This window comes from Sulfurimonas sp. (assembly GCF_018698455.1).
In the GTDB taxonomy this organism is placed as follows: Bacteria; Campylobacterota; Campylobacteria; order Campylobacterales; family Sulfurimonadaceae; genus Sulfurimonas.
Genome location: NZ_JABIOQ010000076.1, coordinates 14,144 through 31,078, shown reverse-complemented (window position 1 = coordinate 31,078; position 16,935 = coordinate 14,144). Strand labels below are relative to the sequence as shown.

23 protein-coding genes and 1 tRNA gene are annotated in these 16,935 nt (G+C 33.7%); 2 read left to right on the top strand and 22 right to left on the bottom strand.

The annotated features are described in order from the left end of the window. Window positions 1-284: 284 nt before the first annotated feature. The 17 genes from rplS to HOG88_RS11775 all read right to left on the bottom strand — a co-directional run bounded on the left by rplS (window position 285) and on the right by HOG88_RS11775 (window position 13,021). A complete protein-coding gene (gene rplS / locus HOG88_RS11855) occupies window positions 285-644 on the bottom strand; it encodes a 50S ribosomal protein L19 (RefSeq protein WP_295006431.1) in 360 nt (119 codons plus the stop codon). Further along, window positions 634-1,338: a tRNA (guanosine(37)-N1)-methyltransferase TrmD gene (trmD, locus tag HOG88_RS11850; RefSeq protein WP_295006429.1), complete on the bottom strand. Its 705-nt coding sequence runs from the start codon at window positions 1,336-1,338 to the stop codon at window positions 634-636. Before trmD ends, rplS begins: the two co-directional genes overlap by 11 nt. After that, complete coding sequence (rimM, locus tag HOG88_RS11845) at window positions 1,338-1,877, bottom strand: ribosome maturation factor RimM (RefSeq protein WP_295006427.1); 540 nt, start codon at window positions 1,875-1,877, stop codon at window positions 1,338-1,340. The genes trmD and rimM overlap by 1 nt, the downstream gene beginning before the upstream one ends. Continuing rightward, on the bottom strand, window positions 1,861-2,097 hold the full coding sequence (locus tag HOG88_RS11840) for a KH domain-containing protein (RefSeq protein ID WP_295006425.1): 237 nt from the start codon (window positions 2,095-2,097) through the stop codon (window positions 1,861-1,863). The genes rimM and HOG88_RS11840 overlap by 17 nt, the downstream gene beginning before the upstream one ends. Before the next feature lie 2 nt (window positions 2,098-2,099). Beyond that, window positions 2,100-2,327: a 30S ribosomal protein S16 gene (gene rpsP / locus HOG88_RS11835; protein ID WP_295006423.1), complete on the bottom strand. Its 228-nt coding sequence runs from the start codon at window positions 2,325-2,327 to the stop codon at window positions 2,100-2,102. 205 nt (window positions 2,328-2,532) lie between these two features. After that, window positions 2,533-3,888 carry a signal recognition particle protein gene (ffh, locus tag HOG88_RS11830; protein WP_295006422.1) on the bottom strand — a complete coding sequence of 452 codons (1,356 nt, stop codon included), beginning with the start codon at window positions 3,886-3,888 and terminating at the stop codon, window positions 2,533-2,535. 48 nt (window positions 3,889-3,936) lie between these two features. Then, window positions 3,937-4,671 carry an RNA pseudouridine synthase gene (locus HOG88_RS11825; RefSeq protein ID WP_295006420.1) on the bottom strand — a complete coding sequence of 245 codons (735 nt, stop codon included), beginning with the start codon at window positions 4,669-4,671 and terminating at the stop codon, window positions 3,937-3,939. Between the two features lies 1 nt (window position 4,672). Beyond that, entirely contained in the window at window positions 4,673-5,836 is a 1,164-nt protein-coding gene (gene waaA / locus HOG88_RS11820) for a lipid IV(A) 3-deoxy-D-manno-octulosonic acid transferase (RefSeq protein WP_295006418.1), read from the bottom strand. Between the two features lie 6 nt (window positions 5,837-5,842). Beyond that, window positions 5,843-6,556, bottom strand: a complete 714-nt coding sequence (locus tag HOG88_RS11815) for a zinc ribbon domain-containing protein (protein WP_295006416.1) — start codon at window positions 6,554-6,556, stop codon at window positions 5,843-5,845. Window positions 6,557-6,565: 9 nt separating this feature from the next. Then, window positions 6,566-7,294 (bottom strand): Nif3-like dinuclear metal center hexameric protein, encoded by a 729-nt coding sequence (locus HOG88_RS11810; protein WP_295006414.1) that lies wholly within the window; start codon window positions 7,292-7,294, stop codon window positions 6,566-6,568. Window position 7,295: 1 nt separating this feature from the next. After that, window positions 7,296-7,808, bottom strand: coding sequence for a tetratricopeptide repeat protein (locus HOG88_RS11805; RefSeq protein WP_295006412.1), 513 nt, complete (start codon window positions 7,806-7,808; stop codon window positions 7,296-7,298). Further along, window positions 7,809-8,675 carry a M23 family metallopeptidase gene (locus HOG88_RS11800; protein ID WP_295006410.1) on the bottom strand — a complete coding sequence of 289 codons (867 nt, stop codon included), beginning with the start codon at window positions 8,673-8,675 and terminating at the stop codon, window positions 7,809-7,811. Continuing rightward, window positions 8,675-9,127, bottom strand: a complete 453-nt coding sequence (smpB, locus tag HOG88_RS11795) for an SsrA-binding protein SmpB (RefSeq protein ID WP_295006408.1) — start codon at window positions 9,125-9,127, stop codon at window positions 8,675-8,677. Before smpB ends, HOG88_RS11800 begins: the two co-directional genes overlap by 1 nt. Continuing rightward, window positions 9,127-9,924 (bottom strand): 4-(cytidine 5'-diphospho)-2-C-methyl-D-erythritol kinase, encoded by a 798-nt coding sequence (locus HOG88_RS11790; protein ID WP_295006406.1) that lies wholly within the window; start codon window positions 9,922-9,924, stop codon window positions 9,127-9,129. Before HOG88_RS11790 ends, smpB begins: the two co-directional genes overlap by 1 nt. 6 nt (window positions 9,925-9,930) lie before the next feature. After that, window positions 9,931-10,161, bottom strand: a complete 231-nt coding sequence (gene csrA, locus HOG88_RS11785; protein WP_295006404.1) for a carbon storage regulator CsrA — start codon at window positions 10,159-10,161, stop codon at window positions 9,931-9,933. After that, the gene (truB, locus tag HOG88_RS11780; protein ID WP_295006402.1) at window positions 10,155-10,976 is read right to left on the bottom strand and encodes a tRNA pseudouridine(55) synthase TruB; all 822 of its coding nucleotides are present in this window, start codon (window positions 10,974-10,976) and stop codon (window positions 10,155-10,157) included. Before truB ends, csrA begins: the two co-directional genes overlap by 7 nt. Then, entirely contained in the window at window positions 10,973-13,021 is a 2,049-nt protein-coding gene (locus HOG88_RS11775) for an ATP-dependent helicase (RefSeq protein ID WP_295006400.1), read from the bottom strand. The genes truB and HOG88_RS11775 overlap by 4 nt, the downstream gene beginning before the upstream one ends. A gap of 129 nt (window positions 13,022-13,150) precedes the next feature. On the opposite strand from HOG88_RS11775, the gene HOG88_RS11770 reads away from it, so the two are divergent. Continuing rightward, window positions 13,151-14,053: a LysR family transcriptional regulator gene (locus HOG88_RS11770; RefSeq protein ID WP_295006398.1), complete on the top strand. Its 903-nt coding sequence runs from the start codon at window positions 13,151-13,153 to the stop codon at window positions 14,051-14,053. Window positions 14,054-14,062: 9 nt separating this feature from the next. Here HOG88_RS11770 and HOG88_RS11765 read toward each other — a convergent pair whose 3' ends face one another. From HOG88_RS11765 to cysK, 3 genes are read right to left on the bottom strand one after another with little or no spacing between them, the layout of a single operon-like run. Then, window positions 14,063-14,524, bottom strand: a complete 462-nt coding sequence (locus HOG88_RS11765; RefSeq protein ID WP_295006396.1) for a hypothetical protein — start codon at window positions 14,522-14,524, stop codon at window positions 14,063-14,065. Beyond that, window positions 14,518-15,099 (bottom strand): aminotransferase class IV, encoded by a 582-nt coding sequence (locus tag HOG88_RS11760; protein WP_295006394.1) that lies wholly within the window; start codon window positions 15,097-15,099, stop codon window positions 14,518-14,520. The genes HOG88_RS11765 and HOG88_RS11760 overlap by 7 nt, the downstream gene beginning before the upstream one ends. Next, entirely contained in the window at window positions 15,092-16,015 is a 924-nt protein-coding gene (gene cysK / locus HOG88_RS11755) for a cysteine synthase A (protein WP_295006392.1), read from the bottom strand. The genes HOG88_RS11760 and cysK overlap by 8 nt, the downstream gene beginning before the upstream one ends. Window positions 16,016-16,110: 95 nt before the next feature. Between cysK and HOG88_RS11750 the strand changes: the two genes are divergently transcribed. Then, a complete protein-coding gene (locus HOG88_RS11750; protein ID WP_295006390.1) occupies window positions 16,111-16,368 on the top strand; it encodes a hypothetical protein in 258 nt (85 codons plus the stop codon). An 8-nt stretch (window positions 16,369-16,376) separates the two neighbouring features. Here HOG88_RS11750 and HOG88_RS11745 read toward each other — a convergent pair. Together HOG88_RS11745 and HOG88_RS11740 are read right to left on the bottom strand one after the other, a co-directional pair. After that, window positions 16,377-16,460 (bottom strand) — tRNA-Leu (locus tag HOG88_RS11745). Window positions 16,461-16,531: 71 nt separating this feature from the next. Continuing rightward, the gene (locus tag HOG88_RS11740) at window positions 16,532-16,846 is read right to left on the bottom strand and encodes a F0F1 ATP synthase subunit C (RefSeq protein WP_295006388.1); all 315 of its coding nucleotides are present in this window, start codon (window positions 16,844-16,846) and stop codon (window positions 16,532-16,534) included. Window positions 16,847-16,935 lie beyond the last annotated feature (89 nt).

Genomic DNA, 16,935 nt, shown 5'->3' with positions numbered 1-16,935 from the left:
TCTTCTTACTTGCTTAGTTTTCAATGATCTCAAACTCTCGAACTCTCTGTCTTTCGACTAAGTGTCTCTGTTTGTGGATGGGAATTATAGGGGGTTGTAGCTTAATGTTCGCTAAATTATGAGAAGAGTTTCTTTATTTAGTTTTACAGTGCTATTAGGTGGTGTTTTGTTATGCAGATATACATAGAAGTTAAGTATTATAATTATTTATATCATTAAAGTGATTTTGAAGATTGTAGGAAGTTTTAAGGAGTAGAGGTTTCTGAGCAAAGAGCTCAGAAGAATTATTTTCTTCTAAGTTCTTTAATACGAGCTTTTTTACCAGCAAGTTCACGTAAGTAAAAAAGTTTTGCACGACGAACACGACCGCGACGAAGAACTTTAACTTCACTAATAGAATCAGTAAATAATGGGAATATTCTCTCAATTCCAACACCATTAGCTCCGATTTTACGTACTGTAATCGTTTTACCAGTACCTTCACCGCGTTTAGCGATACAAACGCCTTCATAAGACTGAACACGAGTTTTCTCGCCCTCTTTAATTGTTACTGCTAAACGTAGAGTATCACCAGCACGAAAATCTGGAATATTTTTCTCAGCGATTTGTGCGTTTTCAAAGTTTTCTATGTACTTATTTCTCATAAGATTTCCTTCTTCTTTGCTTTAATAGCTGCTCAGGTCTGAAGAATTTTGTTTTACATTCAGACAAAGCTAATTTTAATGAGCGAATTATACTATGATTTCCCTTTAAGTATTCTGATGGAACACTTAATGAATCATAATCTTTAGGTTTCGAGAACGATGGTGCTTCAAGTAGTGGTGTTTCAAAACTTTCTACAGTTAATGAATCACTATTTCCTAATACACCCTCAATATTTCTACTTATAGCATCACATAAGACTAAAGAAGCTAACTCCCCGCCTGTTAATATGTAATCACCTATAGAAAATACTTCGTCAGCATATTTTTCTATCACTCTCTCATCAATTCCCTCATATCTTCCACTCACGAAAGCTATATGGGACTTAGTTGCAAGGCGTTTGGCATCGTTTTGCACAAACTGTTTCGCAACTGGAGTTAAAAAAACTATATGAACATTCTCGTCTTTGCTTTTCAAATCATCTAAAGCATCAAAAAGAGGCTGAGGGTTCATAACCATTCCAGCCCCACCACCAAAAGCAGTGTCATCAACTTTTGAGTGCTTATTTACAGAATAATCTCTAGGATTAACATAGTTAATCTCCAGTAAATTTTTCTCTATAGCACGCTTTAAAATTGAGTCTTTAAAATACCCATCTATCAAATTTGAAAACAGTGTAACAAAAGTATAAGTCATTAAGAAGCACTCAAGATATCCATTGCACCACTTAACGTGATGATCTTTTTATCTATGTCTACACTTACTTTAAATGGTTCCATAAAAGGAACTAAAAATTTCTTTGTATTACCACTCTCTACTAAACTCTTATCAGTAACTATATTTAAATAGTTTGTTACACCAATTCTATCAAGTTCTTCAACAACTCCAAGCAGTTTTCCATCTTCATGAACTTCACAATCTTCTAAATCAAAGAAAAAATATTCACCTTCTTCAAGGTGACAATTTTTTCTTGTTTCTTCATAAGTTGTATAAAGTTTTGCATTTGTAAATTTTTTACAATCTAGAGGATTTGAAAGATTATTAATCTTTATTAGTCCACGCTCAAAATTTACTTCAGTTAAAGTGATAGTATCTTTTTTGTTTATAAAAAAAGTACTCCCAGCCTGAAACTGTTCAGGAAAATCTGACTTGTCATGAAACTTCATATCACCTTTAATACCGACAGTTTTACCGATAGTAGCGATGTGAAGAAGTTCTTTATTGTGCTTCGACATTTATACGATAACTCATACCATCTTTAGCTTTACAGCCAGAGATAACAGTTTTTATAGCACCAATCATCTTACCACTCTTACCAATAAGCTTTCCAATGTCTGCTTGATTTGCATAAAGAATAATTTCTGTTACTTCATCACCTTCTTGAACTTCAACTCTTATATCATCAGGATTTGATGCTATTAGTCTTGCAAATTGTGCGACAAAATCAGCAATCATGATTAACGGCCAGTTATCTTTTTAACACGGTCACTCATTTGAGCACCAACACTTAACCAGTGGTCAAGTCTTTCGTTATCAACGACTAATGTTTTCTCTTCATTCATTGGGTTATAGTGACCAATAAGTTCAATCCATCCACCATCTCTACGCTTACGGCTATCTGTAACCGCTAAACGGTAAAATGGTCTCTTTTTTCTTCCCATACGAGTAAGTCTAATTACTGTCATTGTGTTTCCTAATATTAAAATGTTTTTGGAGGTTATTTTGCAGAATAAATATATACTAGAAAATAGTATATGTAGTTTATTGTGCCTCTTACCGCCAATTGGCGTTACATATCTTTACAAGTAAAGATACCTTCTAATCACAGAGGGATTATTTCAGAAGTTAAACGATAGTGGAATTATATCGAAGTTTTATATAAATGTAAAGTTATCTAGGTAATCCTGTCATTCCACCAGGTCCACCCATTCCGCCCATCATTGATTGAAGTTGTTTCATTCCGTTCTTTCCAGAAAATTTCTTTGCCATTTTTCCTGCATTTTTGAACTGTTTTATCATTCTATTGATTTCAATGATTGTAAGTCCACAACCAGTTGCAATTCTTTGTTTTCTTGAATTGTTAAGAAGGTCTGGCTCTTCTCGTTCTTTTTTTGTCATAGAACTTACCATGGACTTAATATTTTTAAGTTCACTAGAGTTTTCAAAGTCGAAGTCTTTCATAGCTTTTCCCATGCCACCCATGCCTGGAATCATACTCATCATAGAACTCATACTACCCATCTTCTTCATAGATTCCATCTGTTCTAAAAAGTCATTGAAGTTAAACTTACCTTTTTTTATCTTTTGAGTCAGTTTTTTAGCTTGTTTTTCATCTATAACATTTGCAGTTTTTTCAGCAAGACCTTCAATATCTCCAAAACCCATCAGACGATTTACAATACGCTCAGGAAGGAAAACTTCTAAGTCTTCCATCTTTTCACCATTACCAATAAAACGCAATGGCACTTGAACTTGAGAAGATAAACCAAGAGCTACACCACCCTTAGAATCACCATCATATTTCGAAAGGATAACTCCATCAATTCCTATTTTTTCTTTAAATGTCGTCGCAGTTTTTATTGCATCCTGACCAGTAAGTGAGTCTGCTACATAGAAAATTTCATCTGGAGATGCTACTTTCTTTACTTGTTCTAATTCGGCCATAAGCTCTTCATCTATTGCTAAACGTCCAGCCGTATCTATTAAAACTACATCAAAAATCTTAGTTTTCGCATACTCTAAAGCAGATTTAACAACATCAACAGGAGACTTAATACTTTCATCTTCATAAAGTTCTACTTCTATCTGTGCAGATATTTGACGAAGTTGTTCTACTGCTGCTAAACGCTGTAAATCTGCTGCGACAATAAGAACTTTTTTTTGTTTATTCTTAAGATATGTTGCAAGTTTACCAGTTGTAGTTGTTTTACCAGAACCTTGAAGTCCTGTCATTAATATAGTAGTAGGAGGATTTGGAGCAAAAACAAAACCTTTGTTTCCTCCAACTTCTAGTAGTTCATAAAGGCTTTCACGAAGTGCTTCAAGAAACTGATCTTTTCCTATACCTTTGCTTATCGTAAGTGATTGAACACTTGCTATTAAATCTTTAACAACTTTATGGTTTACATCAGCTTTTAAAAGATTTTTCTTTAGTTCTCCAAGTGCTTTTGTTAAAGCTTTCACATCATCATGAAAACGAATCTTTTTAATGGCATTTGTAAACGAATCTGTTAAAGTATCAAACATATATTTCCCTCTATTTTAGGTGTAAAAGTTGCGAATTGTATCTTAATATTACTGAAAGTTTTTAAACTCACGAGGCTCAGGAGATATAAATTCCATACCTAATAGTCTCACTTTATGTGCATGAAGCATAACTCTTTTTGCTTTTCTTCCACCGTATTGTTCATCGCCTACTATTGAATGGTCAACATAACGCAAGTGAACACGGATTTGGTGTGTACGTCCATGATGAATAATACACTTTATCTTTGTTTTATTTGCACTTACGAGGTCTGGAAAAAACTCACTTCTTGCTGGTTTTCCTTTTGGAGAGACATTTGAAAATGCTTTATTATTTTTCTTTTGAGTAGTAATCGCCTTATCAACTTCTATAGGCTCACTCATAATTCCCTCTACCCAAGCGATATACTCTTTATATACCCTATCAGCTTTAAACTCTTTAATTGCCTTTTCACGAAACTCTTCATTTTTTACAAGCATCAAAACACCACTCGTTTCACGGTCAAGTCTATGTAATAAAACTGCTGGCTTAAATTCTCTTTCTATCTCATCAGAATTAACATAAGTTGGCTTATCCACAACTAATATATCATCATTTTCAAAAATTACTACTGCTTTTTCAAGCTTCATTACTCTAAATTTTGTATCTTTATTTATCTCTCCACGTGCAATCATAACTTTTTTGTTTCCAACATAAACGAGTCCACGGTCTATCATTGACTTCGCACTGCTGTTTGAAATTCCCTCTTGTAATGCAACAAGTTTATAAGCTTTTTCTATAGCCATTTTAATTCTCCAATATTTTATCTATTATAGGTTCTAAATCTATTTTTTCTTCTACCATTGAAGGAGGAAGAGTTTTTGCATCTCTTAGTGCTTTGTGTATATAATCGCTCTCGACATACTGAACATGATACACATATTTAAAAAGCTCTTTTTGGTGAAAGAAATGCTTTCCTGTTATTATTTTACATCCAAAATATGCTGGTTCAAGTGGGTTATGTCCACCCACATCATTTTTAAATGCTCCACCTAAAATTGCTATGTCACTTATAGCATAGATGTTTTTTAACTCACCCATTTTATCACATAAGACAATGTCACTCACTAAGTGTTCATCTTCTGTAAAACGAGAAAGACTCAAAGAGTTATTTTCTGCATAGGTAGTTAGAAGTTTATACACCCCATCGAACCTTTCCGGATGACGAGGAACAACTACTAGTTTGGCATCTGCACTTTTTCTATACTCTACAAATGCCTTAATTATAGATTCTTCTTCGCCTTCATGAGTACTGCCGGCAACTATAAGCTCACCCTCAGGTTTTACATAACTCTTTGTCTTAGTAATGTTTCCTGCTAGTTTTATATTGCCAACTACTTCTATATTTTTCGCACCAAGTGCTAAAAATCTATTTTTGTCTACTTCACTCTGAGCATAAACTATTTCAACTCTATCTAAAAGTTTTTTATAAAACCAAGTGAGCTGTAAATACTTTTTAACACTTTTATCAGAAATTCTTGCATTTAAAAGAATGATTCTTGTTCCTCTAGCTTTTGCAACAGCAAATAGCAAGTACCAAAACTCTGCTTCTAAAACAACCAGAACCTTTTGTTTTTTCACCCAAAATGGTAAAAAAATCTCATAAGGCAAATATCTCACTTCGGCATCATAACTTTTAGCTAGAGCTTGTCCAGTCTGAGTTATAGTTGTAATAACAACCTTCTCATCAATCATCTCTAAAAGAGGTTTAAGCGCTCTTGTTTCACCAAGTGAACAAACATGGAACCAGATAGTGTTATGGGTTTTAAAACTTTGATTTTTAAAAAGAAAAAAACGTGAGGGAATTGACTCTTTGTACTTTTGTTTAAACGACAAATAAATAAGAAATGGTAGTGCTACAAAATAGAGCACACCACTTAAAATATAGTAGAGAAGCGAAAAAAGCTTCAAAGTGTACTACGCTTCGTTAGGCTTTACATATAGGATACGGCCACAGTGAGGACAAGTAGTAATATCGTCTGCTCTGATAACATCAGAGAAAACTTTATCACCAATCACCATATGACAACCCATACAAGCTTGCTCTTCAACAGCCACAACAGTTGAATTTTTGGCCCATCGACGAATCTTTTGGTAAAAAGCTAGACCTTTCTGATTGATAGTTCCAAGGAGTTTCTCTTTTTTAATAAACTCAGCTTGTCTTTCTTTATTAATAGTCTCTAGCTTTGCATCTACATCAGATTTAACACTTGTTAAACTTGCAGTTAGTTCAATTAGTGAAGTATTTGCAACTTCAATCTGCTCTTTTTTAACTTCAATAATTTTGTCAAGTCTTTGGATCTCTTCATTTGCAAATGTAACTTGTTCTTTTGCTATCTCTTCTTCTAGTTGAAGTGACTTCATTTCACGTTCAGTCTTAATTTCAGCACTTTTTTTAGAATTATCTTCTAGTTTTTGTGAAAGTTCAGCAAGGTGAAGTTCATTCTTACTTTTTTTAAGTTCTTCTTCTTTGATCTCGTTTGTCAAGTTCTCAATATCTGAATCAATACTTTTAGTTTTAGCAAGAGCAGCTTCATAATTTGAGTTTGCTTCTTCAATTTGAGGTTCAAATGCATCAATATCTCTATCTAAAAAAGATAGATCAATTAGTTGTTGAAGATGTTTGTTCATTGGTGTCCTTTAAGGCTGTATATATGTAAATGGGTTTTCTGATGATGCAATTATAACTTTTAAACCTAAAATTTTCAAATGTTTTTCTAAAATTTGGGCAAAAAAGTACTCACTTTCATAATGGCCTATATCAATTAGAGATAAATTCAGGCTCTTTGCTTCCATTGCATCATGATATTTTATGTCTCCAGTTAAAAAACAATCTGCCTCAACTGTTCTCATAAGTGAACAGCCTGAACCTGTTGTTAGAGCGACACTTGTAACCCTTTTAGAGCATTTTACACTCTTAATATAAGAGAGGTTAAATGCACTCGAAACTCTTCTTGCGAAAACATCAAAATCCTCATCAACTTCGAGGTAGTCAACAAATCCGTCTTTTTTTAAAATTTTGCATCCTAAAACCTCAGTTGCAATATACTCATTAAGGTGTGTTTGATCAAAATTGGTGTGCATTGCAATATTTGATATATTTTTTTGAATCATTTTTTGAATTAAATTTGCAGGATATTTTCCAAAATCGAGTTCTTTTAAACCACCAAAAATGATAGGATGATGAGTCACTAGAAGTGTGTTTTCTTCCAAAGAATCTATCAGTTGTTCATCGACATCTATACTCAGAGCAACTTGAGTTACTTCATCTTCAAAACTTCCAATCATTAGTCCTGAGTTATCCCATTTTTCTTGTAAGTCAAAAGGAGAAAGTGAATCTAAAAATTTATAAACTTCAGCTACTTTCATTTTACTTCTCTGCGTTTAACTTTACTAATTCTTCTTGTGCTCTCTCTAAATCAGGGTCTATTTCAAGAGCTTGGTTTAAATGAAATCTCGCAGAAGCAAATTCAGAATCTTTTATGTAAAGGAGTGCCATTTCTAAATGAGTAAAAGGATTTCCTCTGTCAATTTCTAAAGAGTCTATAAAGTATTCTAATGCCTCATCATTTCTCTCTTGGAGTGCTAGTACATAACCCATTTTAAAGAGTGTTTCATCGCTCCCCGGTTCTTTTATATTTGCTTCACTATAAATTGCTAAGGCTTTTTCTAGGTTACCATTTTGCATCTCTTCATCGGCTTTATTTACGAGATCACTTGAGTCAAATGTAGAAAAAGATTCTGCTGTTCGTGGAGCTTCTTCTATGCTTTCTCGCATATCGTCTTCTTGTTGTTCTGGGTCTTGTAATGTCTGTACATGCTCATATATTTTATATGCGAAGAATGCTGAAGCACCGAGCATAAGGAGTTGAAAAATAGTCATTTATTTACCTTTTAATATTTTGTTATTCATAAGTGAAACCAGCTGAAGCGGATCTACTTGTACTGCATTGATTCTAGCTGAAAAATGCAAATGAGGGCCTGTAACACGACCGCTTTGTCCAGAAACTCCAAGAATTTCACCGCGTTTCACCATCTCTCCCTCTTTCACATTAAATGCACTCATATGAAAGTAACAGGTATATATTCCCCTACCATGGTCAATTAAAACTGTTCCACCAGAGTAAAAACGATTCTTCACTAAGACGACTTTTCCACAATTAGCTGCAAATATATTTGTTCCTGTTTTTGCACGAAAGTCCGTTCCACTATGGTAGCCTTTTAGTGAACCATTGTAGACTCTTGCTTTACCAAAGGCACTTGTTATTTTACTTTGTATTGGCATTATAAAGGGGTCTTTTATATAACTTTTATTAGTTACAGTTTCATAAATATTCATAGCCTCATGGTACTCTTGTGCTATAAGTTTTTTTATATCAGGAGCTTTTGGATTAACTTTTGATGGGTTAACATGTATCTCTTCTTTGTCATATTTTACTTGATTGATATTTATAGAGAGTAGTTTTGTTCTTCGTTCATTATTATCAGTATAGTCTATCTTAAGCTCTTGTATTTTTGATTTTTCATAATAAGAGATTGGTATCAGTGCATAAGATTTTTTTGTATTACTTGGATTTATCAAAATTGGAAAGCTCTTTGTAGCATAATGAACTTGTTCATACTTTATATCTTTAAAGTTTTTGAACTCTAAAAGTGTTGTTTTACCATTGAAGGCACCTTCTCCAGATACCTCAACATCAAATGCCAATAAAAAAGAACAGCACAGTATAAATTCGACTAAAATCTTCACTAGTACTCTTTCATTGCTCTGGCAACATCGCGTTTCTGATCTTTCTCTTTTAAATCATTGCGTTTATCATGTTGCTGTTTCCCTTTTGCTATACCTATCTGGATTTTAGCGATGTTTCTATCGTTAAAGTAGAGTTGCAAAGGAATAATCGTATACCCCTCACGATTTACCGCTTTGAGCATCTTCTCTATCTGCTTTTTATGAAGTAAAAGATTTCTACTACCCCTTTCCTCATGTCCATAAAAATGATGTGTTGTTTCTAAGCGCCCTATATGTGCATTAAAAAGTACAGGTCTATTTTTTACAAACTTTATGAAGCTATCTTTTAAATTGACTCGTTTTGCACGAAGACCCTTTACCTCACTACCCATAAGGACTAGTCCTGCTTCAAACTTTTCCTCTATAAAAAAGTCGTGGTAAGCTTTTTTGTTTTTTGCTATTGTTTCGCCCATTATTTACTCTCTCTATTTTTTACTCTAAAAAAACTACTTCCACTACCACTAAAGTAATATCCATGCTTATAATGATTCTGTAATTCTTTATAACCTTGTAGTGCTGGTTTAAACAGATCATTTGCTTCATCTATACTCATGACTGCTAATACATCCAAAGAGCTCATATTTTTGAGCTCTTGTGTTTTAAAACCATCAATAGGAGCAAAAAAATCATCTCTGTAGATAGTGTAAACATTTGGCGTACTTATTTTTATATCTGGTGAGTAAGTTTCTATCTCTAAGAGTTCTTCTTTAAACTCTTCGACCACCTCACCTATACCACTCACATTTGCACTGTCAAACCCATAGATAAAAAATGGAACATCTGCTCCTACTTTTAGACCTATCTCTGCCAACTCATTTAGACTAAACCCTAGGTCTAAAACACTATTACACATGCTAAGGTATCTTGCCGCATCACTACTGCCACCACCAAGACCAGCAAATGCTGGAATTCTTTTTGTAACTTTAATAGCATGTGTTTGCATCAGTTGTTCTAACTTCTCTGAGTTTGTCGCTTGCTTGAGTGCAAAATAAGCTTTATATATGGTGTTTTGCTCTGTGTCACAAGAAAAATCACCTATTATTTTAAATTCATTTTCTCTTGCATTTGTAGACTCTTTTTTAACAAACTCTAACTCATCATAAAGTGTACTTACTTTCATAAAACGCGAGATTATTTCATGATACACACCGCGTTTACCAGTAATCTTTAAAAATATATTTACTTTTGCATAAGCCTTATACTTTTTCATTACTTACTATTTTCCAAGTAGTTTACTAAGTTCACTAATTGTAGATTCGTCCATTTTATGGACTGCTGCGATATTACTCTTTTTCACTTCTTGAATTAACTCATCTCTGATAATTGATATATCTTTTGGTGCTTCTATCCCAAGTTTAACAGCACCATTATCAATAGAAACAACTTTAATGACTATATTATCACCTATTACTATTGATTCATCTAATTTTCTTGATAGTACTAACATGGTATTCTCCCTAATTCATATTTTACTTGATTGTCTATTAATCTAATCACAGAGATATTATCTCCGTTGTCTAACCAGTATGTTCCATTCTCTTTAATCTTAAAGTCTTCTAAAGCAAGAACTCTTCCATATCTTATATTGTCTTCATCACCCAAGTAGTAATTCATTGGTATATTTAAAGACTTTTTTATATCTAAGGGCTTTTCATTATCATAGCGAAAACTACCCTCATTTAATCTCTCTAAAGAACTTAAACTACCGTGCTCTACTCCGAGATTCTGAGCGATTATACGGCCAAGTGAACGAACATATGTTCCCTCACTCACTGTCGTTTCAAATGTTACAAAAGGGTGTCTATAGTGAATAAGTTTAGCTTCATAGATTGTAGAGTTGATCTTGTTCAGTGAAAACTCAACACCAGCTCGAGCTAAATCGTAAGCCCTCTTTCCATTAATTCGTTTAGCCGAAAATATAGGAGGTTCGTACTCTAACTCACCCTCTAAAGACTTAATACACTTTAATACTTCTTCTTCAGTGATCTCTTTTATAATATCGACATTTTCAATCATTTCAGTATCTAGAGAGTCACTGTTGGCTCCTAGCCATAAAGTTGCACGGTAAGACTTCGGTGTTTTATCTAAAAAACGAAAGAGTTTTGTATAAACACCAAAACCTATGATGAGAACACCTTTAGCAAAAGGATCAAGTGTTCCTGTAAACCCTGCTTTTTTGTTATCGTACTTACGTTTAAGAGAGGAAAGAAATCTATTTGAGCTTGTATCTGTTGGTTTATATGCTACAAATAAGAGATTCATAGTCTCTCTACAAAAGATGCGAGTATGTCGCGAGACGTTCCTGCAAAGTTTATATTTAGTTTAAATTCTCTTCCTGTTTTCATAACACCAGTCACACGCCCAGTTCCAAATATTTTATGTCTGACAAGGTCGCCTTTTTTAAACGCAGTGTTTTTTTCTACAGTAAGGGAACCCTGACACAAGCCTGTTTCATTGAAAAAACGACTTTTTTGTAGTTCACTTCTTCTTCCTTTATAGAAGCGACTCCCGGCATGACAAAGTGTCAGTGTGTCTTTTGCTCTAGTCATAGACACATATCCTAAACGTCGTTCCTCTTCTAAGTCACTTCCATCACCTAGAAGTGGTAAGAAACCTTCTTCAAGTCCTATAATAAATACATGCTCAAATTCAAGTCCCTTAGAAGCATGAATACTCATCATATAGATAGATTCACCTTCTACTTGGTCTTGTTCACTCTGTAGTGTGAGTTCATTTAAAAACTCATCTAAGCTTGATTCTGGTTGTGTTTTTACAAAATCACGGAACAATCCATAAAATTCGTCAATGTTTAAAACTCTATCGGCCTCGTCTTGCATACCCTTATAAATATCTTTAAGATGAAAAGTCTCTTCTAAAACATCTATGAACTCATAAGTAGATTCAGTAGCTACTATCGCTACTTTTTCGATGTCTTTTATAAATTGTCTTAAAGTAACTGTATTTTTCTTTCTAACGAGTGATTCTAGTGTCGCTGTGTCAGCAGTTTTTATGTACTCATATATTGAAGTACCATGTGCATGAGCTGCAAGTTCTAGTTTATCTACACTTGCTTTACCAAGACCGCGTTTAGGTTTGTTTACTATGCGTTTAAGTGAAAAGTCATCATGGTTGTTTGTGATGACTCGTATGTAAGATATAAGGTCTTTAACTTCAGCTCTGTCATAAAAGCGTAAGCCTCCAACAAGTTTATATCCTATACCTGAACGATTTAAGCCCTCTTCGATGGAACGACTTAAAACATTCACACGGTAAAGGACAACTATCTCAGCTGCACTTACCCCTGATGCTAAAAGTTTCTCTATTTTTAGAGCGATTTTTCTTGCTTCTTCATTTTCATCATTTGAGTTCAAGATAGTGACATCTTCTCCATCACCACGTGTTGCTATAAGCTTCTTGCCTAAACGCGAGCGATTATGTTCTATAAGTGCATTTGCAACTTTAAGTATTGGGGATCTTGAACGGTAGTTTTCTTCAAGTTTAAAAACATGTGTACCAGGGAAGTCTTCGTGAAACTCCATAATATTTCTAATATGTGCTCCACGCCAACCATAAATACTCTGATCATCATCACCAACTACACAAATATTGTTATGTGTTGTACAAAGCTTTTGAATAAGTTTTAACTGCAACTCATTCGTATCTTGATACTCATCTATCATAATGTACTGGTATTTTTTAGATGTAGCTTCTGCTAACTCAGGGTTATCATTTAAAAGTTTATATGTGAGAGCAATAAGGTCATCAAAATCTACGAGGTTATTTTCATTTAGGTACTTCTCGTAGTCACGATAAACCTCGGCTATCTGCTTATAGTTAAATAGCTCTGCTTGTTTGTAGGCATCATCAGGAGTTAAAAGTGAGTTTTTATATCTTGATATCTCACTTGCAATAAGTGGTGTTGGTAATTCATTATTTATCTTTTTAATAATACGTTTCTTATCATCCGTGTCTATAACTACAAAGTTATTTTGGCGCTTTAAAAGGTGAATATTAAATTTTAAGAAGAGAAGTCCAAACTTGTGAAATGTACAAAGAAGAGGTGGATATGCTACGTTCTCTATCATTTTTAATGAACGTTCTTTCATCTCTTTTGCAGCTTTATTTGTAAAAGTAAGTGTTAGTGTATTTGATGCAGGAATTCCTAGAACTTCTATAAGGTAGGCTAAACGCGATATAATAGTAGTGGTTTTTCCACTTCCAGCACCTGCAAGTATCAGAACAGGACCTTCTGTCTGTTTTACTGCATTTGCTTGCGACTCATTGAGTTTATCAAATATTTTTTCCATCACTACCCACTACTTTTATTTTATTACCTTTATTATAACTAAAAAAGATAAAGACTATTACAAAAGTATTGTAATAATTATAATTAGTCGTTATAATTCCATTTATCAATTAAACTTATAGGAATTATTATGTTAAAAGACTTTGCTAAATTACAGACATTTTTAATGGTTATCAAAGAGAAAAGTTTCTCTAAGGCTTCCGCTAAACTAGGTATATCACAACCAGCAGTAACACAACAAATAAAATTTATAGAAGACTATCTTGACACTAAAATCGTAGATAGAAAAAAGAATGGAATAATTCTTACGAAAGAAGGTGAAGACCTTTATAGAATTGCTTTAGGATTAGAAAAAGCTATTCAGGGTAGTGAGAAAGAGCTTCTGAGAATTATAAATAAAGAATTTACATTTGTAATGGGTTCTTCTTTTGCAATTGGAAATTATGTTCTCCCGAACTATTTAAGTGACATTAAAAAACGTATTAATAACGAAGTATTTATGAATGTTGATATCTCTTCAAACATCATTGATCAACTTGAAGATAGAAAGATAGATGTTGCACTCATTGAATCTCCTATCTTTAGAGATGGCATCATTTATAGAGAATGGGTTGAAGATGAACTTGTTGTTTTTTCAAATAAGCCACTCAAAAAGAATCTAAATGCAGAGGAGTTACTTCAATTTGATTGGATTTGTAGAAATGAAGAGTCACATACAAGAAAGCTCACCTCAGAAGTATTTGAAGAGATGGGTGTACAGTGTAAGAACTTCAATGTGATAGCTGTACTTGCAAGTCAAACTGCTATCAAGGAATCTATCCTTCATGCTGATAAGAATTCTGATAAGCAACTCGTTTCTATCATGTCTCGTCATGTAATAAAATCTGAGTTAGAAAATGGAACACTCCATGAAACAAGACTCAAAAATCATAAAATCACAAGAAACTTTTACATCGCTTACCTCAAAGAGAGAAAGCATGATGCATTTGTAGATAATGTAGTAAGTTTTCTACTCTCTTTAACTAAGATTTAGTAACCTTAGTTATTTTAAAAACTTAGAATTTTCTGGGTTATTCAGAAAAGACTTCATAGAGTTTTTCTCTCCATGAGAGTTTTTAACTGTACTTTTTACTTCTTCTACTGTGTTTTTGTAAACTGATAAGTTTATAAAGATAGGTGTTTCATCTATAATGATTTGCATAATGCTAAGAAGAGGAACCCTTACGACGCTTCCAAAGTTCTCTCCTCCAAAACCAGCTTCAAAAATAAGAAAATCCTCTTCAACTCTTGCAGTATCAAAAGTGTATCCAGCTAAAAAGAAAAGTGTTAAAGGACGAAACTCTTCAGTTATACTCTCTGGAAGAGCTGGCTCAAAACCAACTTCTTCTATTTTACAAAGTATCCCAAAATTTTGTTCTGTTTGAAAAAAATATATAACTACATCTTCAATACTCTTTTTCATTATCTGTGCGAAATTTTTATCTTCTATTACTTTTTCTAACAAATTAATTCCTCTATTTTATCTTCTGCAATTATATCAAAATCTATCATTGCATTCATTAGTGCTGCTTTTGTAAAAGCTTTTAAATCATCTTTTCTTATATCTTTTAGTATTAGTTTTCTTTCTTTTAAAAGCCGTGCACGAGTTGTTCCCTTTAAAAGTGGTTTTTTTGGACTAATCCAATCTACTCCATCAAAAAATGCAATATTTGCAATACTTGTATCAGTTATAAGACCATTCTTCACAATGAGTATATCATCGCACTCTTCTCTTTTTTCAAAAAGACTGTCTATTTTTTCTCTATTTTCATACTTATGTTCATACTTAATATCATCATCAATAAGAATTTTTAAGCTTTTCACACTGCGTTTAACATATGAAAAGTAATTAATTTGAATATTTTGTTTATCATATACCACCCTACATCGATAGAGGCCTGATGATGGTGGAGAAAGTAAGATATGGAGATTGTGGATGCCTTTTGCATTTAAAGCAGTATCTAAACGCAACTGATGGAACTCTATGTGATATATAACTCCATCATTTGCTTTAATAGTTTCTAAATACTTTTTACTCACTAAAAAGTTCTGTACTCAGATAACGTTCTCCTGTGTCACAAAGTATAGTTAAGAGGGTCTTCCCTTTAAATTCTTCTCTTGAAGCCACTTGCATTGTTGCCCAAACATTGGCACCTGCAGAAATACCTACGAGAAGACCTTCTTCTTTTGCCAGCATTCTTGCTGTTGCCATAGCATCTTCGTTTGTAACTTTGATAACTTCGCTATAAACTGATGTATCTAAAATTTTTGGTACAAAACCTGCACCAATACCTTGTATCTTATGTGGACCAGGAGCTCCACCAGAAAGAATTGCAGAATCTTCAGGCTCTACAGCAATTACAACAATTCCTGGAATCTCCTTTTGTAATACTTCTGAGGTACCAGTAATCGTTCCACCTGTACCAACACCTGCTACAAAAACATCTAATTGCTTATCTGTATCTTTTAAAATTTCTACAGCTGTTGTTAACTTGTGAATCTCTGGATTTGATGGATTTTCAAACTGTTGAAGCACTATTGAATTATCAATACTTTCTTGAAGTTCATATGCTTTTACAATTGCACCATTCATACCCTTAGCCGCAGGAGTTAAAACAAGCTGTGCACCTAAGGCTTTAAGAAGGTTGCGTCTCTCCATACTCATAGACTCAGGCATAGTCAAGATGAGCTTTATATTCTGGGCGGCACAGTTCGCTGCAAGTGCGATACCTGTATTTCCACTAGTAGGCTCAATAATAGTTGTACCCTCTTTAATAAGACCTGATTCTTGTGCACGTTTAATCATGTTAAGTCCTATTCTATCTTTAACTGAACTTGTCGGATTCATGAATTCACATTTACCTAAAATAGTTGTTCCGGTTAATTTTGATGGAGTATTTAATCTCACTAAAGGTGTATTTCCTACTAAATCTGTTATGTTATTTGCAATATTCATTATTTTATTTCCTTGATAAACTATTTTACACTAAAATATTACATAGTTTACAATTTTCGTATGTAATATACAATATTCCACAAAAAGAGGTACAAATGGCTACATATATCAGTGATGGGAAAAAACTATTAGAAGCAGAGTATGATTATATTCCTAATGTCAATGACATTATCGATGGAATGAGAGTACTTTCTATCAACTTTAGGAATAATGAAGAGTATGCAGTGTTTTTACTTGAACTCAATACAAGGATAACTTGTTATATTTTTGATGAAATATTTATAATAGGAAAATCAGATAGTTTTAATAGTTTAAATGATGCTATAGAAGCTTGGAATAACGAAGTGATTTAGAAATCCAATGGTGCGCAGAGGGGGATTTGAACCCCCACACCCGAAGGCACAACGACCTCAACGTTGCGTGTCTACCGTTCCACCACCTGCGCATATAAAGAGTGGTATAAAGTGTCCAACTCATAAGAGTTGAACTGAGGTATATTTAGTTAAATCTTAAAGATTAGCCTAAATATGGGTTAGCATAAAGAGCGATTAGTGCAATAACTAGTGCATAAATAACTTGTGCTTCGATCATTGCAAGAGCAATGAACATTGTAGTCATTAGCTTAGCACCAAGACCTGGGTTACGCGCAGTACCAGCGATAGTAGCAGCAGCAGTATGACCCATACCTATAGCTCCACCAAGAGCAGCAAGACCAAGACCAAGACCAGCGGCGATCATTGAGTAAGCTTTTAGAGTTTGGTTAGCAACATCACCGTCAGATGCAAGTGCAGCAGTAGCAAGAGTTAGCATTAAAAATAGAACTTTTTTCATAAGTTTCTCCGTTTTAAATTATTACAATATTTTTCGGATAGCGTAACCGAATGAATAAACCATTCAGCAACCCACACATAAATGCTAGG